The organism is Butyrivibrio sp. LC3010 (assembly GCF_000424385.1).
In the GTDB taxonomy this organism is placed as follows: domain Bacteria; phylum Bacillota; class Clostridia; order Lachnospirales; family Lachnospiraceae; genus Butyrivibrio.
Window position 1 is genome coordinate 209517 of sequence record NZ_AUJU01000003.1, and the last position, 23844, is coordinate 233360.

The 23844-nt window shown below is 40.3% G+C and carries 18 protein-coding genes; 6 read left to right on the forward strand and 12 right to left on the reverse strand.

Annotated elements, in window-relative coordinates; genetic code table 11:
* Positions 1-131 precede the first annotated feature (131 nt).
* From G622_RS0103905 to G622_RS0103930, 6 genes are all read right to left on the reverse strand, one after another.
* A complete protein-coding gene (locus G622_RS0103905) occupies positions 132-1187 on the reverse strand; it encodes a prephenate dehydratase (protein ID WP_242832949.1) in 1056 nt (351 codons plus the stop codon).
* Positions 1147-4725, reverse strand: coding sequence for a transcription-repair coupling factor (gene mfd / locus G622_RS0103910; RefSeq protein ID WP_026509610.1), 3579 nt, complete (start codon positions 4723-4725; stop codon positions 1147-1149). Before mfd ends, G622_RS0103905 begins: the two co-directional genes overlap by 41 nt.
* Positions 4726-4734: 9 nt before the next feature.
* On the reverse strand, positions 4735-5310 hold the full coding sequence (gene pth / locus G622_RS0103915) for an aminoacyl-tRNA hydrolase (protein WP_026509611.1): 576 nt from the start codon (positions 5308-5310) through the stop codon (positions 4735-4737).
* 174 nt (positions 5311-5484) lie between these two features.
* Positions 5485-5805 (reverse strand): septation regulator SpoVG, encoded by a 321-nt coding sequence (gene spoVG, locus G622_RS0103920; RefSeq protein WP_026509612.1) that lies wholly within the window; start codon positions 5803-5805, stop codon positions 5485-5487.
* Positions 5806-5877: 72 nt separating this feature from the next.
* A complete protein-coding gene (gene glgD / locus G622_RS0103925) occupies positions 5878-6996 on the reverse strand; it encodes a glucose-1-phosphate adenylyltransferase subunit GlgD (protein WP_026509613.1) in 1119 nt (372 codons plus the stop codon).
* Entirely contained in the window at positions 6996-8267 is a 1272-nt protein-coding gene (locus G622_RS0103930) for a glucose-1-phosphate adenylyltransferase (protein WP_026509614.1), read from the reverse strand. The genes glgD and G622_RS0103930 overlap by 1 nt, the downstream gene beginning before the upstream one ends.
* Positions 8268-8718: 451 nt before the next feature.
* Between G622_RS0103930 and murC the strand changes: the two genes are divergently transcribed.
* From murC to G622_RS0103950, 4 genes are all read left to right on the forward strand, one after another.
* The gene (murC, locus tag G622_RS0103935; RefSeq protein WP_026509615.1) at positions 8719-10104 is read left to right on the forward strand and encodes a UDP-N-acetylmuramate--L-alanine ligase; all 1386 of its coding nucleotides are present in this window, start codon (positions 8719-8721) and stop codon (positions 10102-10104) included.
* 296 nt (positions 10105-10400) lie between these two features.
* Positions 10401-11456, forward strand: coding sequence for a DnaD domain protein (locus tag G622_RS0103940; protein ID WP_050008288.1), 1056 nt, complete (start codon positions 10401-10403; stop codon positions 11454-11456).
* 27 nt (positions 11457-11483) lie between these two features.
* Positions 11484-12452: an ATP-binding protein gene (locus G622_RS0103945; protein WP_026509617.1), complete on the forward strand. Its 969-nt coding sequence runs from the start codon at positions 11484-11486 to the stop codon at positions 12450-12452.
* A 12-nt stretch (positions 12453-12464) separates the two neighbouring features.
* Positions 12465-13661 carry a ribose-phosphate pyrophosphokinase gene (locus G622_RS0103950; RefSeq protein WP_026509618.1) on the forward strand — a complete coding sequence of 399 codons (1197 nt, stop codon included), beginning with the start codon at positions 12465-12467 and terminating at the stop codon, positions 13659-13661.
* A 77-nt stretch (positions 13662-13738) separates the two neighbouring features.
* Here G622_RS0103950 and G622_RS0103955 read toward each other — a convergent pair whose 3' ends face one another.
* Positions 13739-16297 (reverse strand): hypothetical protein, encoded by a 2559-nt coding sequence (locus tag G622_RS0103955; RefSeq protein ID WP_026509619.1) that lies wholly within the window; start codon positions 16295-16297, stop codon positions 13739-13741.
* Positions 16298-16400: 103 nt separating this feature from the next.
* Here G622_RS0103955 and G622_RS21515 point away from each other — a divergent pair, with 103 nt between their 5' ends.
* Positions 16401-16934: a DUF402 domain-containing protein gene (locus G622_RS21515; protein WP_242832950.1), complete on the forward strand. Its 534-nt coding sequence runs from the start codon at positions 16401-16403 to the stop codon at positions 16932-16934.
* 60 nt (positions 16935-16994) lie between these two features.
* Here G622_RS21515 and G622_RS0103965 read toward each other — a convergent pair whose 3' ends face one another.
* From G622_RS0103965 to G622_RS0103985, 5 genes are all read right to left on the reverse strand, one after another.
* Positions 16995-18254, reverse strand: a complete 1260-nt coding sequence (locus G622_RS0103965) for a cell wall hydrolase (RefSeq protein ID WP_026509620.1) — start codon at positions 18252-18254, stop codon at positions 16995-16997.
* Positions 18255-18267: 13 nt separating this feature from the next.
* Complete coding sequence (locus tag G622_RS0103970; protein ID WP_026509621.1) at positions 18268-18750, reverse strand: deoxycytidylate deaminase; 483 nt, start codon at positions 18748-18750, stop codon at positions 18268-18270.
* 126 nt (positions 18751-18876) lie between these two features.
* Complete coding sequence (gene rpiB / locus G622_RS0103975; RefSeq protein WP_026509622.1) at positions 18877-19314, reverse strand: ribose 5-phosphate isomerase B; 438 nt, start codon at positions 19312-19314, stop codon at positions 18877-18879.
* Between the two features lie 104 nt (positions 19315-19418).
* Positions 19419-20477 (reverse strand): L-threonylcarbamoyladenylate synthase, encoded by a 1059-nt coding sequence (locus G622_RS0103980; protein WP_026509623.1) that lies wholly within the window; start codon positions 20475-20477, stop codon positions 19419-19421.
* Positions 20478-20526: 49 nt separating this feature from the next.
* Complete coding sequence (locus G622_RS0103985; RefSeq protein WP_026509624.1) at positions 20527-22239, reverse strand: glycosyl hydrolase family 18 protein; 1713 nt, start codon at positions 22237-22239, stop codon at positions 20527-20529.
* An 805-nt stretch (positions 22240-23044) separates the two neighbouring features.
* On the opposite strand from G622_RS0103985, the gene G622_RS0104000 reads away from it, so the two are divergent.
* Entirely contained in the window at positions 23045-23803 is a 759-nt protein-coding gene (locus tag G622_RS0104000; protein WP_026509626.1) for an adaptor protein MecA, read from the forward strand.
* Positions 23804-23844 lie beyond the last annotated feature (41 nt).

Sequence of the window (23844 nt, forward strand, 5' to 3'; positions counted from 1 at the left end):
ATCGCTTAACAGAACAAAGAGTCACTCGCGGAGTGTTTTCCATCTTACAGGAAATCCGGATAAATTTCCTATAATATGAAAAAAGTCTGTATCATCACTACCCGGATACAGACTTAATCAGCAGCCTTATATTACTCAAGATTTTCCACAAAGTTTCCAAATATCCTGATATCAGTAACTGTACACATAAGCGCTTCCACCACGCGGTTCATATCGGTAGACATCAAATCTCCTGTAAATTCAGCAAAAAACATATATTGCCATTTCTGCTCCGGTATAGGTCTTGATTCCAGCCTCACCAGATTCAGGCCGTATATTCTGAACACTGTAAGTGCCTCGTGAAGAGCACCTGCCTTATGCTCTGTTCTGAAGCTGATACAGATTTTATCTCTTCCTTCTCTCAGCTCCATCATGGGAGATACAACTACAAATCTTGTGGTATTTGTTCTGTTGGTATTTATACCTTCCCTTATTATTTTAAGTCCGTAGATTTCGGCAGCTCTTGAAGAACAGATCGCAGCTTTGCTTTTATCGCCAAGCTCGGAAACCAGTCTTGCACTCCCCGCCGTATCAGCCTGAGGAACCCTTTCCCAGTCTCTGTGCTCATTTAAGAACTGCTCACACTGGAAAATACCCTGCTCATGAGAAAAGACGGTTTTGATATCCGAGATATCGGCATCCGGAAGTACCATGAGGTTATGCTTTACTCTGACTGTCGTTTCGCCAACCATATAGCACTGGTACTGAGCCAGCAGATCATACACCTGCCTTATGGCACCTGTGGAGGAGTTTTCAATCGGAAGTACAGCGTAGTCAGCTTCTCCCTGCTTTATTGCCTCAAAGGTATCCTCAAAATGAAGAAGCCCCTGACTTCTTACTCCTTTTCCAAAGAAATCTATGGCAGCCATCTCGCTATAGGCTCCGGGTTCTCCCTGATAAACCACCTTGGGATCAGCAACAGGTTCCCTTACGTTTTTAAGTGCATTATGAAGTATCTCACAGGTTCCGTCGCTCTCCCCAAGCTTTCTCTCAACCCGTTCACGTAGCTGCGTAATGTATCTCTCATTAACAATCTGTATCTCGTCCATGCTATATATCTTCCCTTTTCTTTTTTCATCCTCCGGATCAAAACATATCCGAAGAGTATTATCTTTTTCTATCCTCAGATAATACTTCCATCTTTTCAACAATCTCTTCCACATCCTGCAGAAGCTGTCTTTCTGCCTTTGCAGGATTATTATCCTTAGTATATTTATACAAAAACAACGGATACGAAGCAGGTCTGAAGGTTATTTTCTCATCACACGCAGCAATAAATGCCGGAATGTTTTCAGCCTTAAGTCTCGCATTATTGTTCATCTTTATTGCAAGCTCTCCGTTTCCACCCTTTATCTCCAGGATGTATAGTTTGTGAGCTTTTTCCCTGACAAGAGATATCCTTATGAGATTATCAACTGACTCAGGTATATCACCGAACCTGTCTCGCAGCTCATCTCTCATATCATCGCGGTCTCCTTCATTTTCTATGCCTGCGATGCGCTTGTAGATCTCAAGTTTTTGTTCCTCATTCACTATATAATCACTGGGAATAAATGCATCAACATCTATATCAACACTTGTCGAGAAGTCCTCCAAAAGTGCATCTGTCTCTTCGCCCTTTTTCCTTCGAACCGCCTCTCCAAGCATCTTGCAATAAAGGTCGTAACCAACAGATGCCATATGTCCCGACTGGCTTTTTCCCAAAAGATTGCCGGCACCTCGTATCTCAAGGTCACGCATTGCTATCTTAAAGCCTGAGCCAAGATCTGTAAATTCTCTTATTGCAGAGAGTCGCTTCTCAGCAACCTCACGAAGCATCTTGTTTCTCTTGTACATAAGAAAAGCATAGGCTGTTCTGTTTGATCTTCCGACACGTCCTCTGAGCTGATAGAGCTGGGAAAGTCCCATCTGATCAGAGTCATGAATGATCATGGTATTAGCATTGGATATATCAAGCCCGGTCTCTATGATAGTAGTTGATACAAGTACGTTTATCTCGCCGTCGATGAAGTCATACATGATTTTCTCAAGTTCCGACTCCTTCATCTGTCCATGGGCAAAGGATACGTTAACTTCCGGAACCAGCTTCTGAATCCTTGCTGCCACATCGGCTATATCATTTACTCTGTTGTAAACGTAATAAACCTGACCTCCTCTTGCCACCTCTCTGGAAATAGCTTCTCTCACCATCTCGTCATTGTATTCACAGACAAAGGTCTGAATCGGCTGTCTGTCCATAGGCGCTTCTTCAAGCACGCTCATATCCCTTATACCAACCAGTGACATATGAAGGGTTCTCGGTATAGGTGTTGCAGACAGCGTTAATACATCCACATTTTCCTTGAGCTTCTTGATTTTTTCCTTATGTGTAACTCCGAATCTCTGCTCCTCATCCACCACAAGAAGACCAAGATCCTTATAGGTAACATCCTTGGATAAAAGTCTGTGGGTTCCTATTACAACATCAACCAGCCCTTTTCTCAGATCCTCTACCGTCTTTTTCTGTTCAGATGAAGTGCGGAATCTTGACATCATATCCACTCTTACAGGGAAGTCCTTCATCCTCTCTGTAAAAGTGTTGTAATGCTGCTGAGCAAGTATAGTGGTAGGTACTAATATGGCAACCTGCTTCCCATCCTGCACTGCCTTAAATGCCGCACGGATTGCGATCTCTGTTTTGCCGAATCCCACATCACCGCAGACAAGTCTGTCCATAATCCTTGCCGATTCCATATCGTCTTTTGTATCGGCTATAGCAGTCAGCTGATCCTCTGTCTCATCAAAAGGAAAGGCATCTTCAAATTCCTGCTGCCATACTGTATCCTTGCTGAACTGGAATCCATTGCTGTTTTGTCTTTTGGCATACAGCTCCACAAGATCGTCTGCAATTTCTTCCACTGCAGTTCTTACCTTGTTCTTAGTCCTCTTCCAGTCACCGGTTCCAAGCTTGTTTAATTTGGGTTTTCTGCTCTTACCATCGGCACCTGCATCACCGCTTGCGTATTTCTGTATAACATTTAAGCCCGTTGCAAGGACGTACAGATTCCCGCCGTCAGCATAACTTATCTTAATGTAGTCTCTGACAACGTTGTCTGTTTCTATCTTCTCAATTCCTTTGTAAATACCGAGGCCATGATCCTCATGTACAACATAATCCCCAACAGTAAGGTCTGAGAATCCTGATATCTTCTCGCCGCTGTACTTGGATTTTGAACTTCTTCTTTTCTTCTTTTTATGTTCTGTGAAAATATCGCTTTCTGAAATAACCGCAAATTTCAGATCAGTATATTCAAATCCCTTTAAAATCCTGCCATAATATGTCATTATCTCACCGGATTCCAGCTCTCTCATGGGATTTTCACTATAAAAAGCTGTCACATTCTGATCCCGCAGATCCTCAACAATTCGCTTTGCCCTTGTTCTGGATCCGGATAAAATAAGTACCCGATAACCCTTTTTCACAAAGCCCTTCAGGTCATGAACCAGTGATTCAAAGCTGTTATTATAAGGAGCAATACTTCTGGCATGTACCTCCACCTTCTCCTCAGGCTCAAACTTATTTAGTCCCTCAGGAGCAGAAAGTGCTGAAACCATCACCCTTCTGGTGCTCTTCATCCTGGCAATACATTCATCCGCAGAATATAGAAGGTCCATCTGAGTAGGAAGTGCATACCCGTTCTCAGATCTGTGAATCATGCTCTCCCTGAATTCATTCTCCACCGCTGACGCATGCTCAAGTACATGCAGTGGTTCATCTATGAAAATACAGGATTTTCCTGCCGGGAATAGTTCCTGGAATGTAACCGTCTTGTCATAAAAGTATCTGATATAGCTCTCAAGATTTACCTCAAGCTCCAGTTCAGTAAGTTCCTCTTTTAATTCCTCAAAGGAGGTCTTTATCCTGTGAGCAGCTTCTGTCTTAAACTCATCCCTGAGCTTCTGATAGACGAGCTTTACTTCGCTCTCCATTTTCTTAAGACCCTGCTTCTTTTCATCATCTGTTAAGATAATTTCCGCCGCAGGATAAATTTCTATGGATTCCAGCTTATCTATAGACCTCTGGGTCATTATGTCAAAGCTTCTGATATTCTCAACTTCATCTCCCCAGAGTTCAATACGATAGGGATTTTCCTCTGTAAGATCAAATACATCTATGATATCTCCGCGCACTGAAAACTCTCCGGGTGCGCCTACCTGATATACTCTGTTATATCCGATTTTGGAAAGAGTTTTGGCTATTTCCCTCTCATCTACCGGTTTTCTTTTATCTATCTTCAGAACATTGTCCCTTATGACATCAATAGGAATCTGAGGTGTCATAAGGCTCGAAAAAGTCGTGACTACCGTAACAGGTCGTCCCTCTATAAGGCGTCTCAAGCACTTTATGCGCTCCCTGACTATCTCATTTGAATGAATGTCTGCCTGATAAAAAATCAGATCCTTTGCAGGATAGACAGTAACATTCCTGTCATAAAATCTATAGTCCTCGCATATCTCCTTAACCCGGATATCACTATAAGTCACAATTATTCTGTATTTAAAATCCTGAGCAAGTCCTGCTATAAAATGCAGCTTTTGCGAATCCATACATCCGGAGACCTCCGCACATGCAAAAGGCTTTTCAAGATATTTATTTATTTTTTGGAATGCCTCCAGCTCCTGAAGGGGCGCTTCTATGGCTCTCATAATGACCTCTTATTCCGGCTTAACACCGTTCCACTTATTCATAGCTGCATTTACATCTTCTTCCATAATTATTTTTACGGCATCTGCAGCATGTTCCATTGCTTCCATGACATATGCTGTGTCCTCCTTGTCAAAGTGACCAAGAACCCAGTCCGCAAGATCAATTCTGGGTGGCTTTTTTCCAACCCCGACTCTTACTCTTGAAAACTCATCATGTCCAAGCTGTGCAATAATATTCTTTAATCCATTGTGACCACCTGCACTTCCGCCAGGACGGACTCTGATACGTCCGGGATCAAGATCTATGTCATCTGATATAACAATAAGCTCGCTCTTCGTATCAATCTTAAAATAATCCGCAACCGGTCTTATAGACTCTCCGCTTAAATTCATATATGTAAGAGGTTTAAGGAGAATCACCTTTTCACTTCCTATTCTTCCTTTTCCATACATTCCTTTAAATTTCATCTCTGTTAAGTCTATATCATATTTTTCTGATAAAACATCTATCACGCCAAATCCAACATTATGCCTTGTGGCGTTATATCTCTTCTCGGGATTTCCAAGTCCTGCTATTAAATACATATATACCTCGCTATGCAATCTTACCGGTAAGCCTGAATCTTCTTGCTTACCCGTTTAATTCCGTAAAGCTTATTATAAAGAAAATATCGCTATCCTGATACTAAGCCTTACATTAAATATGGGGAGCGACGAAAACGTCACTCCCCATATAATATAACACATTCTGAATTGTCATTAGAACAAACTTCCTACTCCTGCAGGTGCCTGCTCCTCTGCAACCGGTCTTGAATCGATTATTTCATCTGAAGCCTCATCATAGGCTTTAAGAATTGTATCCTGCAACAATCTACGTGTATCAGAATTAATCGGATGGGCAATATCACGATACTCTCCATCTACTGACTTCTTGCTGGGCATTGCGATAAACAAACCCTTGTCGCCCTCTATCACCTTGATATCATGAACGACAAATTCATTATCCAGCGTGATAGAAACTATTGCACGCATCTTTCCCTGCTTTGCTACTTTTCTGACACGAACATCTGTAATATTCATTCGATATATCCCCCTTTTTGTTGTTTGTTACTATACATAATGAATACAGATTACATTGCAATACTATTTATTTCAGATTACATATCTCTCGTTGTTCTCTACTACTACCTTAATATCATTCTCTCCTTTGTAATAGGAATTAGCCTGTATAGTACCGTGGCTCTCCACAATACAATTCTCAATGTGTGTATTATCTCCGATATAAACATCGTTCAGAATAATTGAATTCTTGATATAGCAATTATTACCGATAAATGCACCCTTGAAGATCACTGAATCCTCAACCATTCCGTTGATAATACATCCACTGGAAATGAGACTGTTGGAAACCTTGACACCAACATTATATTTTGCAGGTGGAAGGTCAATAACCTTTGTGTAAACACCCGGATACTCATTAAAGAAGTAATTCCTTACCTCAGGTTTGAGGAAATCCATATTTGTACGGAAATAATCCTCAACTGACGCGATGTTGTTCCAGTAGGTCTTGATCTTGTAACCGTAGATTCTCTTCATATCCTTGTAACGAACCAGGATATCCCTAACGAAGTCAAATCTCTCTTCTGTCTGCGCCTTCTCAATAAGCTCTATTAACTGTCTGCGTCTGATTACATATATACCGCAGGAAATTGTGTTTGATCTTGCCACTACCGGCTTCTCTTCAAATTCCTCAATGCGGCTCTCCTCGTTCATTCTGATAGTACCAAATCTCTCAGTATCTATATCTGCTGCAACATCCTTGCAGACAACCGTGATATCAGCCTGCTTTGAAATATGATACTCAAGGAGCTTGTTATAATCCATCTTGTATACACAGTCACCGGATGTGATAACAACATACGGCTCATGACAGCTCTTTAAAAAGCTGAGGTTCTGTGCAATCGCATCGGCTGTTCCTCTATACCAGAGGTTACCGTTGGCCTTTGCAGCGGGAGTGAAAACATATAATCCTCCCTGCTTACGTCCGAAATCCCACCACTTTGATGAAGAAAGGTGAGTATTCAAACTACCTGCGTTATACTGTGTGAAAACTGCCACTGTCTGAATGTGGGAGTTTGTCATATTACTTAATGCAAAATCTATACTTCTGTAAAATCCGGCTACCGGCATTGCACACACTGCTCTGTTTTTTGAAAGCTCATGCATACGATTGCTGCCGCCTCCGGCAAGAATAATTCCAATCGCTCTCACTACCTATCACCTGCCTTATCTAATGTTCTTCCGCTATCCAAAACTCCGTTAGGATAGTCTGCATCGGTAGTTACACCGGAGATCATTGTGTTCTTACCAACTGTTACACCATTAGGAATAACTGTTTTCTCTCCGATAGTTACGATTCCATCTCTGTAAATTCCGGGCTTGGTCTCATTCTGAACCTCATCACCCTCACCAAGCTTAACATTGTTTCCAATCTTAACCTGCTCGGCAATTACAGCCTTCTCAATATTACAGTTTTCACCAATCTCTGTTCCGTTCATTATAATGGAATGGCTTACTACTGTTCCTTTTCCAATCTTAACACCGCAGCCGATTACTGAATTATGAACCTCTCCGTAAATCTCTGAACCCTCTCCGATAATACTTCTGGAGGTTGAGCTCTCAGGTCCGAGATACTGCGGCGGCTGTACTTCATTCCTTGTATAAATCTTCCAATACTCTTCGTAAAGGTTGAATTCGGGAACAATATCGATCAGCTCCATATTTGCTTCCCAGTAAGATGTAAGTGTTCCTACATCCTTCCAGTAGCCGTCAAATTCATAAGCATAAAGTGATTGTCCTTTTTCCTTACAATAAGGAATAATATGCTTACCAAAATCAAGTCCGGGCTGATCCTGATTTGTAATGAGCGCTTCCTTCAAAGCTTCCCAGGAGAAAATATAGATTCCCATGGATGCAAGATTTGAACGAGGCTTCTCAGGTTTTTCCTCAAAGTCTACAATCTTCCTGTCTTCATCAGTGATCATGATACCGAATCTGCTTGCTTCCTCAATCGGAACAGGCATAACTGCAATGGTAACATCTGCACCGTTTGCCTTATGGAAATCAAGCATGGTCTCATAGTCCATCTTGTAAATATGATCACCCGAAAGGATGAGCACATAATCAGGATGGTAATTCTCCATGTACTCAAGATTTTGGAAAATTGCATTAGCCGTACCGGTGTACCATTCACTGTTGGCACTCTTCTCATAAGGAGGAAGAATTGTCACTCCACCGATATTACGGTCAAGATCCCACGGAATACCTATACCAATATGCGAATTAAGCCGCAGTGGTCTGTACTGTGTAAGTACACCCACCGTATCTACTCCCGAGTTGATACAGTTACTTAATGGGAAATCGATGATGCGGTATTTACCGCCAAATGAAACTGCTGGCTTTGCCATCTTTGACGTCAGAACGCCCAATCTGCTGCCCTGACCCCCCGCCAATAACATGGCAATCATTTCTTTTTTTATCATGCTAAGACCTCGTTGTCATATAATAATATTACAGGTTATTATTTAGCAGATTTAAAAAACCCACCTCAAAAAACTACCAATTAAAGTATATCACATAAGATATTTAAAGTGAACGAATTTACAAAAATAGTCGCCTTTTTTTCCTAGTGTTTAGGAGTTTTTTCAAGCTTTGACATAACAAAATGTTAGTAGTATCTTTTAGGTATATTTGTACATATGATGATAGTGTCAAAAGGTCATAATGCGATTATGCTTGCATAAATCGCATCATATCTTCCTGACCCGCAAAACATGACGAAATAGCAATTTACGCAGTAAATTAGCGAATTCCAAATGTTCTGGAATTGCGAGAGTTTCAAAGAAGCAAAGCAATTCGTATCATCAGTAATGGGTAGAATTTACTTTTGCCCCATACATCTTTTATATTAAACATAATTCAGAAAGGAACGACATGTATCAGATTAATTTTGATAATCCAATAAATGCATATTTTATCGGAATCGGCGGTGTTTCCATGAGTGGTTTGGCCATGGTTCTTAAGGATCGGGGTTTTACTGTAAGCGGTTCTGACCGCTCAGAATCAGATGCAACCAGATCACTTGAGAATGCCGGAATAAAGGTTTTCATAGGTCAAAAGTCTGAGAATCTCGAAGCAGCTAAAACGCCTGATCTTGTTGTGTACACAGCAGCAATACATCCTGATAATCCCGAATTTATCAAAGCTAAAGAGCTCTCTATCCCTATGCTTACAAGAGCAGAGCTCCTTGGACAGATAATGAAGCATTACTATCTTCCTGTTGCAGTTTCCGGAACTCACGGCAAGACAACTACTACCGGAATGATTTCCAAGATCATGCTTGAAGGTAATCTTGATCCTACAATTTCAATCGGCGGAGTATTAAAGGACATCGGCGGCAATTTCAGAATCGGTGGTTCTAAATATTTTGTTACGGAAGCTTGCGAGTATACTAACAGCTTCCTGAGCTTTTTCCCTGGTGTAGGCATCATATTAAATATTGATGCGGATCATTTGGACTTTTTCAAGGACCTTGATGATATCAGGAATTCTTTTCACAAGTTTGCCAAGTTGCTTCCGGAAAACGGTACTCTTGTAATAAATGGTGAGATTCCCAATTTGTCAGAGCTCACAAAAGGCCTTACCTGCAAAATAAAAACCTATGGTTTTTCAGATGAATTTGACTATTATCCCACTGATATTACATATGATGATTTTGGAAACGCTTCGTTCCATATTAATAGGAAGAATTCCGACGGTTTTGATATCTCACTTAAAGTTCCGGGCAAACACAATATCAGCAACGCCATGGCTGCAGCGGCGGCTGCCGATGTATTTGAGATTCCCAAAGCCGCTATTAAATCAGGCTTATGCTCTTTTACCGGAACAGGCAGGCGTTTTGAATACAGGGGTACTGTAGATGGCCTCACCATCATCGATGATTACGCTCACCATCCGACCGAGATCTCTGCTACATTAAATGCAGCAGGTAACTATCCTCACAAGAAGCTTTGGGTTGTATTCCAGCCACACACCTTCACAAGGACCAAAGCTCTTATGGATAACTTTGCAAAAGCACTTCTTCCTGCTGATAAGATTGTCCTTGCAGACATCTATGCGGCAAGAGAGACCGATAATCTTGGCATCAGTTCAAGGACATTAAAGGAAAAAATCGAATCTTTAGGTCATGAATGCTATTATTTTCCGTCATTTGACGAGATAGAAAAATTTCTTCTGCAAAATTGCACGAAGGGTGACATGTTGATAACTATGGGGGCAGGGAATGTCGTAGATATCGCTAATGACCTTTTAGGTCTATGATTTTCCACGCTATCCACTTACATCTTATACAATTTAATTGAAATTTCATGTGGATAACTTCCGCCAATATCACTTGGAAACTTTCTAGTGATTTGGCGGTTTTCCATTTATTTTTTGCTACAATAATCCACGTTATCCACAATGTCCACAGAAAGTCCAAAATCCCGAAACCCAGTCGTAGTCTGGATTTTTATCGTCATTTTACCCATTTGCATACATATTTTTTTTGTGTATAATTCAAAACGAATTAGAGAGAATTATAAAAAAAATATGAAAAAAGTGGGTGAAGAAAGCACATGATGGGGCGAGTTACTATCAATCAGAATTCAATAATGTCTATGACATCAATTTCCAATATATTTATAGATGAATATCTTTCAGATGCAAACGATGCAGAGATAAAGGTTTACCTTTATCTTCTTCGTATGATGTGTTCAGGGACTGCAACAAGTGTCTCTGACCTTGCAGATAAATTTAACTACACAGAAAAGGACGTTCAGCGTGCACTCTCATACTGGGAGAATCTCGGACTGATCGGTCTTGAATACGATGCCATAGGGCAGCTTGTCGGCATTCATATGCAGGATATTGTGCCCAAGAAGCCTTCTAAGGTTACAAACCTTCATTCAGTACGTATTAATAATACACCGGACTTAACTGCTACAATTCCAAACGAGCAGCCAAGATACTCTGTTGTAAAAAAGCCTGTAGCCAAGAAACCCGAGCACAAGGAGAATCCTCAGATGCTCTTTGTTGCAGAGCAGTATTTTGGACGCACATTAAATCCCAATGAGATTAAAACCATCTATTATATACAGGATGATCTTGGCTTCTCAGAGGATCTTCTTGATTACCTTTTACAGCATTGCGCAAGCATGGGCAAAAAGGACTTTGATTATGTCCGCAGAGTAGCTATGGCTTGGCATGAAAAAGGAATAAAAACAACATCTCAGGCCACACAGGAAAACACTGCAAACAGAGCTGCTTATCAGATTATGAAAGAGCTCGGTATGCAAAATGCTCCTACTCCCGCTGAATTACAGTATTTTGACAGATGGCAGGGAGAATACGGTTTTTCTCTTTCAATAATAACTGAAGCCTGCAGAAGAACTGTTCTTCAGACTCAGGTTAAGCGCCTGCAGTACTGCGATGGAATTTTAAAGAGCTGGTATAAGGAAGGCGTCAAGACTCTTGCAGATGTTAAGGCTCTCGACTCCGCATTTGGCAGAGATACTGCCAAGGCAGAGATATCCAAAAAGGCAGACTCTGTGAAGTCAAGCAGTCGTTTCCATCAGTTTAAGCAAAATGATTATAACCTTTCAAGCATCGAGCAGCAGCTTTTGGATAATTAAACAGTTTAAGATCACGAGGGACCCGGTATGGCTTTGACAAATACACAATACGATGAAATCATGCACGACTATGAAAGAGTGCGCACCCTTAGAAGAAGTGAACTATCAAAGCGTATTAAATATGTAGAGGAGCATGTTCCCGGATATCTTGATTTGGAACAGGAGACCGGAAAATGCAGTGCTGCTTTCGGAAGACGTCTTTTGAGCGGAGAAAAGCTCGACAGAAATGATCTCCACAAACAGCTTGCAGAGATTACTTCCAGGAAAAGAAGCCTTTTAAAGGAAGCAGGTCTGTCACCGGATTACCTTCAAATGCAGTACGACTGCCCTATCTGTAAAGATACCGGCTACGTAAATAACGAAAAATGTGTATGCTTCAAACAGAAAATCATTGAGCGTCTTTATGCTCAGTCAAATATAAACAAACTTGCAGAGGATGCAAATTTCAGTCTGATGTCTGATGCATATTATCAGGGCGAGGATCTGGAGCGTTTTCGTGGTGCAGTTAAAACTTCGAAAGATTTTATTAAGAATTTTGAAACTTTATACCCAAATCTGCTCTTTTATGGTACAGTTGGTACTGGTAAATCGTTCCTTTCAATCTGTATAGCTAAAGAGATCCTTGATATGGGGCACTCAGTACTGTATTTTAGCGCAGCTTCGCTCTTTTCACTGATTCAGTCTAATACCTTCGATTTTAGAAAATCAGAAGAGCTCAGGGCCTTATATGATGACCTTTATAATACAGATCTGCTCATTATCGATGATCTGGGGACAGAGCATGTTACTAACACATCAATTCCCCAGCTTTTCACTTGCATTAATGAGCGTTTAAACCGGAATAAATCTACCATTATCACCACCAATTTTTCATTGGATGATATAAAGTCCATGTACTCTGAGCGTGTATCCTCAAGAATTGCCAGCTCATATCATCTATGCAAGCTGACCGGTAAGGATATTCGCATTATGAAAAAGGTACAGTATAGAAAGTGAGGAATTTTGGCAATGCCAAGAAGAGAAGAAAAACGCAACCTTGAAACTATTCCTGTTGGTTCACTTGGAATTATTCCACTTAAAGGATGTGAGACACTAGGGGAAAAGGTAGACTATTACCTTGTTAAATGGCGTCAGGAACGCGAAAACGAGCACAAAGGAAGTCTTGCTTTTACCGGTTATGAACGTCCCTCATACCTTTTGAACGCTGAAGTACCAAGATTTGGAAGCGGCGAAGCAAAGGGTGTCATCAAACAATCTGTCAGAGGTGACGACTTATATCTTATGGTTGATGTTTGCAACCACTCTTTAACTTATTCACTTTTTGGAAAAGAAAATCACATGTCTCCTGATGATCACTATCAGGATCTTAAGAGAATAATTGCTGCCGTAGGTGGTAAGGCAAGAAGAATTACTGTTATAATGCCTTTCCTCTATGAGAGTCGTCAGCACAAGCGTACATCAAGAGAATCTCTTGACTGTGCAATTGCTCTTCAGGAGCTCGTAAGCATGGGTGTCGATAATATCATCACATTCGATGCACATGATCCCAGAGTTCAGAATGCTATTCCGTTAAATGGTTTTGAAACCGTTCGTACAACATATCAGTTCATTAAGGCACTGCTCCGCAACATCAAAGGTCTCCAGATTGATTCAGACCATATGATGGTTATATCTCCCGATGAAGGTGGTATGGGACGTGCAATCTATCTTGCCAGTGTTATGGGCTTGGATGTTGGTATGTTCTATAAGAGACGCGATTATACACAGGTTGTTGATGGAAGAAATCCTATCGTGTCCCACGAATTCCTTGGAACCTCAGTTGAGGGTAAGGATGTTGTAATTGTTGATGATATGATTTCCTCAGGTGAGAGTATCTTTGACGTAGCTAAGGCTCTTAAACAGAGAAAGGCAGCACATATCTACGCATTTGCTACCTTTGGTCTTTTCACAAGCGGTCTTGAGAAATTCGATCAGGCTTATGAAGAAGGTCTTATCGACAGAGTGCTCACAACCAACCTGATTTATCAGACACCTGAGCTTCTCTCACGTGAATGGTACATCAGCTGTGATATGAGTAAGTATATCGCTTACCTTATTGATACACTGAACCACGATGCTTCTATCAGTGATCTCCTCAATCCGGTAGAACGTATCAACAGCATTATCGCTCGTTACAAGAAGGGCGAACTCGATACTCAGAATTAACAAATAATAAGCTCCACCAGGCAAGATTTTATCAAGCATGGTGGAGCTTATTTATTAGTTTTTATTTCAAGAATCTCTTAATTTGAGATTCCCGGCAGATAGGTTATAAAGTGATTACCATTATTCTCAAGTAATGAAGTAGTATCCCCACGTCCAAGCTTATAAACCTGTCCTGTAGAAGGTTCAAGAAGAACCGTATTAAGGTCGTTGAATCCAATGATAAGGATACTGTTTCCATCATTTAATGTAGCCATAACCGGAATATCCTGATTAACATAATACAACATCGCTTCCATAGGACATCCATCAAGCTCAAGCACTCTTGCTCCTACAAGATTATTCTTCAGAATATCTACTACAGATTCTCCCTGTTCAAGCATTGATTTAGCATTAACACTAATTCCCTTGTGCTGCAGGATCATATCAAGGCAAACGCTTGTGGAATCTTCAGCCGTCATGTTTTCATAATTCTCAGCAAGATTTGTTATGTACATAATCTGATTAGATGTCAGAAGATTTCCCCTTACCCATACATACTGGTTCTCATCATTAGTCACAACACCCGGTGCATTATATGCGCCGTTCACCGCATCCGCAGGATTATCATATACATTTATAAGACCATACATGCCATATACAAAGTAGTAAGGTTCACTTTCAAAATCTCTGTCCGATTTTATTTCAACCTCGCGACTTCCCTCATACAATGTCATATTAGGCGTCTGCAGGATCAATGATTTTGTCTTTATATTGCTCTTAACACTTATCTGCGTTATATTCTTATAATTTTCCGTAGCTGCTACAGAGATGAAATTACTTCCCACCTCTTTTTTCAATGTATTCATAATCTGATCATCTATCAGTTCCTCATACAGGCCACTTCCATCATTCCATTGTGCACGGGAAAGCCTTATAAGGTTATCCTCTATCGATATATTAGTGACAACTCCCTGTGAAGGGCTGTAGTTTTCCAGAACATTTCCTTCACTATCCACAATATGAATGCTGTACATTCCATAGACCGTGGTTCCCATGCGGTCCATATGCACATCCGACTCATGGACCATTCCGTAAACCAGATCCTCACCCATAAATCCAAGAACCCTGACAAGATCTCCTGCATCAGCCTTTATCTCTGACTGAATCTGAGTACTCAGGTTCATTATCTGCACAGATTTTTTACTCTCTTCCTGCCATGCTATGATACTTCCTGAATCCGACTGCGAATATCTGTCCTCAGAAAGGTTTTCAATTATCTTCTTCTGGCCTCTCTGTTCAAGGTCTATCATGTAAACATCGCCGTCTATTCTAATGAAAAGCTCCCCGCCTTTACTTACATAAAGGACGCCTTCCGAATAAGCCCTCACAATATCCTGATGAAGAGTAGATGGTACAAAAACCATTTCTTCTATGGTATTTAACTGAGAGTCATATTTGTATATAGCATTTCCGACACAGCCTTCATGCTCTCCACGATTCATGTATCCGGATACTGCGAATTCTACATTTCCAGCTTCATCAACACTTAATATGTGAATGGTATTCCCTTTAAAGGTGTCCCTCTCATCATTATTCTCTTCATCGTAGAATCCAAATACCAGAGCAATCTTGTTTTCATTGCTGTTATAAACATAGAGTCTTCCTTCACTGATAAAAGCAAATATGCTACCGCCATCACTTTCCTTAACACTCACGTTAGGATCAGTAATCCAAAGACTTATCACATTATCAGTGATATCCGATATATCCGCATTAAATATATAGTTCATGGTTCTGTCAAAATTAAGCAGATATATTCTGTCAGAGGTATATCTGATTCTATATGCTTCCTCTATGTTATAGATTTTCTCAGATCCATCCTCAGTCTTCTGGGTCACCTGATACTCAAGACCAATAATAGATGTCTGAGGCTGAATATCGCGAACCATAACCCTAGGCTCAGTATGGTTTGTTATGTTAAGATTCCCCCATGTAAGCTGATCATAACTGCTATTTATTGTGACATGACTAAAGGATGAATTATCCCCCTCTGAATTAGATTCCATATACTTGGATAATTCCTCTGAGGCACCGGCTTTATCAAAACTTTTATTTGAAAAATTCAAAGCAAACGAAATTGCTTCCTCAGGATGATAGGAATCCTGATTTTCAGGCCATATAACTCTGGTATAATAGCGTGCTGTCTTCCCATTAACATCAGCCAGAATTACAAGCATATACTCTTTCCCGGCATCTATCAGATCCTTTATCTGGAATTTTCCACTGATAATATCTCCGTCTGTTGTCACATCAGTAATATCAGAATTCTCTACAAGGCTGTTACCTGAAGCCTGTCTGACCTCAAATTTAAGGTTTGTGACCGCTTCTCCATAGGTATTGAGCTTAAATGAAACACCTCTTGATGCACTGGTGGTGATTATCTCTCCTCTCATGTGTGCCACTTCCATTTCTGTGGCATAACCGTGGAGCATATTGACCTCTCTGCCATTTAAATCAAAGGTTACTGTAGGAAATGTAGCCTTTCCCATCTCGGCAGTCATATCTACGGTTTCTACGTTAGTAAAATGTCCTATGAGAAAAACAGATACTACAAAAACAATAATTGTATATATACTTTTAAAGATAGCGTTCTTCATTATAAATCCTATCCTTTAATTTCATTGACTTCTTACACTCATCGCGGTAATATTTTTCTAACTTCTAACGATATTAGCAGCGCAAGATGCGCAGATTGGGGGAATGATGAGTTACCCTGTTCTTTACCGTAAGCGTATAATTCCAAATGAATGTGTTCTACTTAAAAATGATAAAATCCTGCAATGTGATGATAACACCATTGTCACTGCATGGGAAGCCATCCACCCACGCTCTGATTTATCCCATGGCTATTCATGCTATTATTTGAAGCGTGGCTACAAGATAAGTAAGTTTTACCGTTATGATTCCACTTTGATGTACTGGTATTGTGATATTGTAGACTACCAGAAGGGACCTGAGGAAAACTCTGTTCTGACATTAGACCTTCTTGCAGATGTTGTGATCTATCCCGATGGAAAGATACGTATTCTTGATCTTGATGAACTATCTGATGCTTTTGAGCAGCATCTGATTGATGAACATCAACTAAAAAAAGCGCTTAATTCGCTTGGCGACCTCATGGATGCCATTTATGAAAACAGCATCTCTGCGCTTGAAGCACCGATAATTAAAGCGCTTTCTTCGAATAATCACCTTACAAGCCCGGCTAATCTTGAAAACACCTCGCCAAGTTGACTTGCATGGCTCCCGCTAAGCTTGTGCAATACTTAGATAAATAATCTGCTCATATAAAGATCAATAGAATACATGTCCGCCAATATTTATTCCGCTTAACCCCGGAATCGGCGTTCTGAAATATACACAATTTCCTACATTTGTTGCGCCGCTCATTGCAGCATCAGCAGCCTGATAGCAGGCCTCTGTAGCACTTCCGTTGGCAAGTGCCAGAGCAAGGCGTCCGCTTCCCACAGGAGAAAACTGACCTGACTGATAAATGACTCCAACCACTGTGTCAGGATACACAGAACTAAGTACTCTGTTAATAACAACTGCGCCGACAGCAACTTTTCCTTCATATGGTTCTGCCCCGGCCTCACAATAAATCAGATTTGCCAAAAGATACCTGTCTCCTTCAGCAAATGTCACCTCAGATATATTTCTCCACTTTGACTTTGCAGCCAGCTTTGATAATCTGATTTCTTCTGCAAGCTTTGCTTCAAGAGCTTTAACGTCAGCATTCTGAGATTCCATCTGTGCTTCGTATTCTTTAGCCTGATCCTCATATTCTCTTGCCTGATTTTCTATGTCCTTTGCTTCAGACTCAGCATTAGAAATATTCTGTTTATATTCATTTATACTTCCACTGGTTTTACTTACAAGCCCGGATACTCTGCTCTGCTCCGCCTTAACCTCGACTTTATATTCATCAAGCTGTGTCTTCTCTGATTGCAGTTCCTTTTCCTTGGCATCAATATTTACGCAGGTCTCTTTATATTGCTCCAGCATCTTTCTGTCATAAGCTGAAAGAGATGCAACATAATTAGTGTGATTCAAAAAGTTAGCAAAGCTTCCCACATTAGCAAGCATATCAAGAAGCATAAAGTTCTGCTTCTCATAGATAAACATAACGCGCTTTTTCATGGCAGCGTACTGCTCATCCCTGGTAATTATTGCCTGCGCAAGCTCTTCCTGTGTAAGCGTGATCTCATCTTCCTTTTTATCAATCTGATCCTCGAGATCAGAGAGATTACTGCTGACTTCGCTTAACTGATCATTAAGATCACTAAGCTTGTTCTCAAGGACACTCTTTTCCTTATGCATTGTAGAAATGTCCTCTTTTTTATCATCCAGCTGATCTTTGGTTTCACTTAGTTGATCCTTGGTCTCGCTTAACTGATCCTTAGTTTTACTAAGTTTGTCTTTTGCTTCTTCCAACGCTTTTTTTGTTTCTTCGGTTGCATGAACCTTAACAGGAGCGCCTCCGGCATTTATACAAAGCGTCAGCGAAAGCCCCAGCGTAAGGAGTTTTAAACCTCTTCCCCAATACCTTTTCACAACACTTCCTCTATCAAATCTCTATATGAATATTTTTTCCTGTTCTGCTATAGGCCGTATACTTTACTCCTGCAGCATCAAACATTTTCTTTGAAGCCCTTGTGGCTGCTGATGTGCTGTACTTATCGCTGTCATAAACAACTTCTTTTATTCCTGCCTGAATGATTGCCTTAGCACATTCATTACAAGGAAACAGCGATACATAAAGTTTTGCACCATCTAAGCTTCCGCCCCTGTAATTTAAGATTGCATTGAGCTCGCTGTGAGTAACAAAGGGGTATTTTGTTGCAAGCTCATCTTCGCCATCTCTCTCCCAGGGAAAAATATCATCATCACATCCAATAGGAAATCCATTGTAACCCATGGACAAAATTTTATTATCCTGACTCACAATGCAGGTTCCAACCTGAGTATTGGGATCTTTGGATCTCATGGCAGCAAGCTTTGCAACACCCATGAAATACTCATCCCAGGATATATAATCTTCTCTTTTCATACTCTCATCCCCTTTCTCCTCCTCTAATAACGATAGTTTATTATCTGACATAGTCCGTTCGGATGCCAGTACCGTTACCCACTCACTGCGTTCATGGACGGTACTAGGCTCTAATAACAAGTGCAATTACTGCTCCATATCAGAAATTTCGGAGATTCTCCTTACATGTTTCTCAAGACCAGAAAACTCTGTATCAAGAAAAGTATCAACAATATCTATTGCCATATCGGGACCGATAAGTGCACCACCCATAGCCAGAACATTAGCATCATTGTGCTCTCTTGTAAGTCTTGCAGAGTGAGGCTCACTGCAAAGTGCGCAGCGTACACCCTTTACCTTATTTGCCACAATTGAAATGCCAATTCCTGTTGTGCATATTACTATGCCTTTCTCACACTCACCGCTTGCAACAGCCTCTGCTGCTGCCTTACCAAAAATAGGATAATCGCAGGAATTTTTATCATAAGTACCAAAATCCTTGTACTCAATTCCTCTCTCCTTCAGGTGCTCGATTACTACCTGCTTAATGTCAAATCCGCCATGGTCACTTCCTAATGCTATCATTTTTTCATCTACTCCTCTGTATTTTTATATTTCTTGAATGTAAGATAAAAAATACATTCAGGAATTATGTACTATTATATTAAAGCCTATGTTTTCCTTATAACTTAAACCTTAATAACTCTGTGTCCTGCTGCCTTTAAAAGCCTGTTCATTATCGCCTGTCCTATGCCATTCTCATCGAATGCTTCGGAAAACATACAGTCCACGTTCTCATCATCAAACTCTCTCAATATTCTGAAAAGATTTCTTGCTATCTCTTCTTCATCATCCCTGCAACCGGCACATTTTACAACATCAGCTTTGTATAAAGAAAAAGTCTCTGTTGTAGCTATAACTCCACATTTTTCTCCATTAGCGCTGTGCTGCCCGGTCTGTTCATTTATAAATGCCGTAACTGCTTCAGGCTTACCTTCCACAATAGTCAGCTCGCCCTTAGGTGCGTAATGTCTGTATTTCATTCCCGGCGCTTTGGGCTTTACTCCGCTGGTTGCACTAAGAATTGTCTTATCAATGCTGACACCACCAAGTATATCCTCAAGCATTTTTTGTGTGACATATCCGGGTCTTAATATCATCGGTGTATCAACAGTAAGATCAATGATCGTTGATTCAAGTCCTATTCCTACAGAACCTCCATCAATTATCATCTCAACTCTTCCGTCAAGATCCTCAATACAGTACTTAGCTTCAGTGGGGCTTGGTCTTCCCGAGATATTGGCACTCGGTGCTGCTATATAGCCTCCCGCCTGCCTGATCAGTTCTGCAGCAATTTTATTACTTGGCATTCTTATAGCAACCGTATTCAGACCACCTGTAGTCTCATACGGAACAGCATCCGATTTATTCATGATCATGGTAAGAGGTCCTGGCCACAGTACATCAGCAAGCTTATACGCTGCATCAGGAATATTATCAACTATCTTCTTTAATGACTCCATATCCGCTACATGAACTATAAGCGGATTATCAGAAGGTCTGCCCTTTGCTGCGTAAATCTTCTTTGAGGACTCAGGATTAAGGGCATCCCCGCCAAGTCCATACACAGTTTCTGTAGGAAAAGCTACAAGTCCTCCGTTCTTAAGAATATCCCCTGCCTTCTTTAAAACAGCAAGAGCTTTATCATCTATATTATTTTCATCAATTATCTCAACTATTGTTTCCATTTATTACTTCTTCTATATAAAACTAATTTTATTACCATTTGCTTATGTATCAGGAATTCAGGTAATTCGTAATTACATCCCAGATATCAGCAGACTCAAATCCAAGTGCCCATTCAGCTACACCTGCAATATTTGCGCTTTTCATAACATTAAGCTTAGTCTCTATTGAGCTTGCATCCTCACTCCACAGCTGATAGAAATCACCGTTTGAAGCAGTAACCTCGCCGTAATTCTGGCAGGTCTCTTCATCCCATTTCATCTCCATACCATATTCTGAGATGATATTAGCTAGTGCGCTCATATGTATTGCTTTGCTGGAAAGCTCACCTCCGCTTGTAATCCAGAGTCTTGCATAAAAAGGTATAGCATTTACAAGCTTGTCAGCAGGTACTTCTTCAAGTGCCTTGTTTATACCATTCTGAACATATCCAATAGATGCCACTGACCCGGCCTCTTCAGATCCGGCGTAGTGCTCATCATATCCCATTATAATAACGTAGTCAGAAATTATTCCCTGCTCCGTCAGATCATAATAATCATTAAAATTCATTGGAACATAATTATCTATTGAAAGAATGATTTGATTCCTTCTGCATGCTACAGAAAGCTCACGCAAAAACTCCAGATAAGAATCCGCATAACTTTCACTGATAAGCTCAAAATCTACATTTATTCCTTCGAAGCCATACTCTGCCTGCTTCTGCAAAAGATTTGCGATAAGGTTGGCACGTGATGATGCCCTTGATAATACAGCTTCTGTCTCAGGCCTGTTTTCATTATTAAAGTTGTCAACAACTGCCCATACCTGTAATCCGTTTGCATGAGCCGTCGTTATGTAGTCATTTGTAGCATAGCTTGAAATATTGCCCTCAGTATCAGAGAGTGAAAACCATGTAGGCGCTATTATATTCAGACTCTTTGCCTGTCCTATAACTCCTGAAACGGTCTCGTTACCTGCAATACCGCCAATTGGATGGAATCCAAGATTGATTTTTCCATCAGTTTTTATGGAAGTATACTCACCAAGGTCTATTTCAGCAGGTGAACCACTTAAAATAGTAGGCCCAATGTCCTTTAGATTCTTATTCTCAACATATCCGATATGTCCCGTTGAAGAAACAACTCTGGACCATTCTTCCATCTGCTCTACAACAGTAACCTGCTCTGCTGGAACCGTAGCTACTATTTCGCTTTTTCTTCCGCCGAGCTTTCTTATAGCAATGGATTTCTTCAGAGTACCTGTCTGTACCTCAGTTCCTTTGCCAGTAAAAATCCTTATCCTTGCAGGCCCTTCATCCATATAGCTCTCAAATGACATGTCTGTATATCTTCTAAGATATTGAACAGCCACATAAAGCTTATCTCCATCAAGCATGGATACCGTATATCCCAGGTCCTCAGCAGTGCCATCAGATGTCGTGACTGTGGTTGTGCCTATCCCAGAAGTATATATTTCATTCGGTCCTGTATAAACCAATATGCCATCAGCTTTTCCAAAGTAAAATCTATTGCTTACATATTCTTTTACCAGATCGAAATCAAGATAGAAAGCCCCGTTAAAACAGCTTGCCTTCTCTTCCTTAAGCTCATCATCCACAAACAAAACAGCCTGGGTAGGATCTGTCAGATTATAATAATCATTTAAATCTGCCTTCTCCCTTGAATAGGAAAAGTGCTCATATAAAATCTGACCTCCGTAAATCAGTCCAATAATTATAATAAGGGCGATTATGAAAATCACCGGTTTAATCTTTTTCTTCATTAATTGCCGACTCCTTCCAATCGCCCATTATTTTACCACAAATCCCATAACTAGTGAAATGTAGCCTTATTTTATTTTGCCACTTGCGGCGATTACTATTTATAGACATTTTCTTTCTTCCCTGTGATGATATTATTTGGTGTCTTATTCCGGCATATCATCTCTGGCGGTGGGGCCTGCCATTTTTATATTCCATGTATTTAAATTTTTTAACTGAAATTCTATTTTACCTAACTTCAGATTCAAAAGGAGTAATTGCTATGTTACATAAGGGTTTACCTTTGTGATAATCTCCTAAGCTGCTTTCAAAGTCTGAGTTTTGTAAAAGGGAATCAAAGAAATCAAAATAGTGAAATTCGCCGCAAACAGGCACTGGTGCCTCTGCTGTATCACAAACTTCATTTTTTACGCAAAATAATTCCTGCAAGTTAATTAATTGTTTGTTTGATAAGTATATAGAAATTAAAAACAGGTATTTTTTGTGATTTCTTCCGAGAAACTCGGTTGATCTTGTAAGACATTCCACAAAGACCTTGTGGAACATTTAAAATATTAAACTGTTGTGTTGCATGCCTCCTCCCTGATACTCTTTACAGAGGCACCACGAGTATGTAATATATATCACTTCAATAACATTGTCAAGCCTTATTTCATTTTTTATTATTTTATGACCGGATTTTCTCTCAGAATTTTAATATAATCTACATCAACAATTTTCAAAAACTTACCGATACATCTATTGACACATGATGTTGTTTCATTTAACATTTAATAACCATAACTATTTTTATATGGAGGGCATCGCATGAAAATCGAACGCGTTAATGATTATCAGATTCGATGCACACTTACTAAGGAAGATCTTGCAAGCAGAGAGCTTAAGATAAGCGAACTTGCATATGGAACAGATAAAGCCAAAGACCTGTTTCGCGATATGATGCAGCAGGCGAATTATCAATTTGGATTTGACGCGGAGGATATTCCGCTTATGATTGAAGCCGTTCCGATAAATTCCGAGTGCATTGTTCTTATTATAACTAAAGTAGAAGATCCGGAGGAGCTTGACACTCGTTTTGCAAACTTCTCACCATCACTGCAGAGTGAAGTTTCAGGTTCTGATCCAGGCAGTGATAATGATGAAGATGTCATGGATCTTTTCCAGCGTATTAAAAACGAATCTGCTACTGATTCTGAGCTCATAGATCAGGTACTTGGTAATGAAAGTACACAAAAATCCAAGTTAAGCGGTACCATTGGCAAAACATCTGTTGATCCATTTTTCCTTTTCTCATTTGGTTCCATGCATGATGTAATGCAATTTGCTTCACTTAACAGAATTTCTGTGTCTGTGAGGAATACTTTATATAAGAGCGACTCTGACGGAAAAATATATCTTCTGATTCATCCCGATAATGAATCAGAAGCTACACTTCAGAAGCTCTGCACACTTTTATCAGAATATGGCAAGTCAGAGTCATCCAATTCAATAAGTGAACAATTCCTGGATGAGCACTACACTGTAATCATTAAAGATGACGCTATTCAGAAATTATCTCAGATTTAACACCAAGGACTGTGTACTAATTAAGTGCGCGGTCCTTTTTT

Coding starts and splice junctions, on each gene's coding strand:
- G622_RS0103930 (WP_026509614.1), bottom strand. CDS start 8,267: ATGATAAAAAAAGAAATGATTGCCATGTTATTGGCGGGGGGTCAGGGC.
- G622_RS0103940 (WP_050008288.1), top strand. CDS start 10,401: ATGATGGGGCGAGTTACTATCAATCAGAATTCAATAATGTCTATGACA.
- G622_RS0103955 (WP_026509619.1), bottom strand. CDS start 16,297: ATGAAGAACGCTATCTTTAAAAGTATATATACAATTATTGTTTTTGTA.
- spoVG (WP_026509612.1), bottom strand. CDS start 5,805: ATGAATATTACAGATGTTCGTGTCAGAAAAGTAGCAAAGCAGGGAAAG.
- G622_RS0103945 (WP_026509617.1), top strand. CDS start 11,484: ATGGCTTTGACAAATACACAATACGATGAAATCATGCACGACTATGAA.
- rpiB (WP_026509622.1), bottom strand. CDS start 19,314: ATGATAGCATTAGGAAGTGACCATGGCGGATTTGACATTAAGCAGGTA.
- mfd (WP_026509610.1), bottom strand. CDS start 4,725: ATGAGAGCCATAGAAGCGCCCCTTCAGGAGCTGGAGGCATTCCAAAAA.
- G622_RS0104000 (WP_026509626.1), top strand. CDS start 23,045: ATGAAAATCGAACGCGTTAATGATTATCAGATTCGATGCACACTTACT.
- G622_RS21515 (WP_242832950.1), top strand. CDS start 16,401: ATGATGAGTTACCCTGTTCTTTACCGTAAGCGTATAATTCCAAATGAA.
- pth (WP_026509611.1), bottom strand. CDS start 5,310: ATGTATTTAATAGCAGGACTTGGAAATCCCGAGAAGAGATATAACGCC.
- G622_RS0103970 (WP_026509621.1), bottom strand. CDS start 18,750: ATGAAAAGAGAAGATTATATATCCTGGGATGAGTATTTCATGGGTGTT.
- G622_RS0103950 (WP_026509618.1), top strand. CDS start 12,465: ATGCCAAGAAGAGAAGAAAAACGCAACCTTGAAACTATTCCTGTTGGT.
- G622_RS0103985 (WP_026509624.1), bottom strand. CDS start 22,239: ATGAAGAAAAAGATTAAACCGGTGATTTTCATAATCGCCCTTATTATA.
- murC (WP_026509615.1), top strand. CDS start 8,719: ATGTATCAGATTAATTTTGATAATCCAATAAATGCATATTTTATCGGA.
- G622_RS0103980 (WP_026509623.1), bottom strand. CDS start 20,477: ATGGAAACAATAGTTGAGATAATTGATGAAAATAATATAGATGATAAA.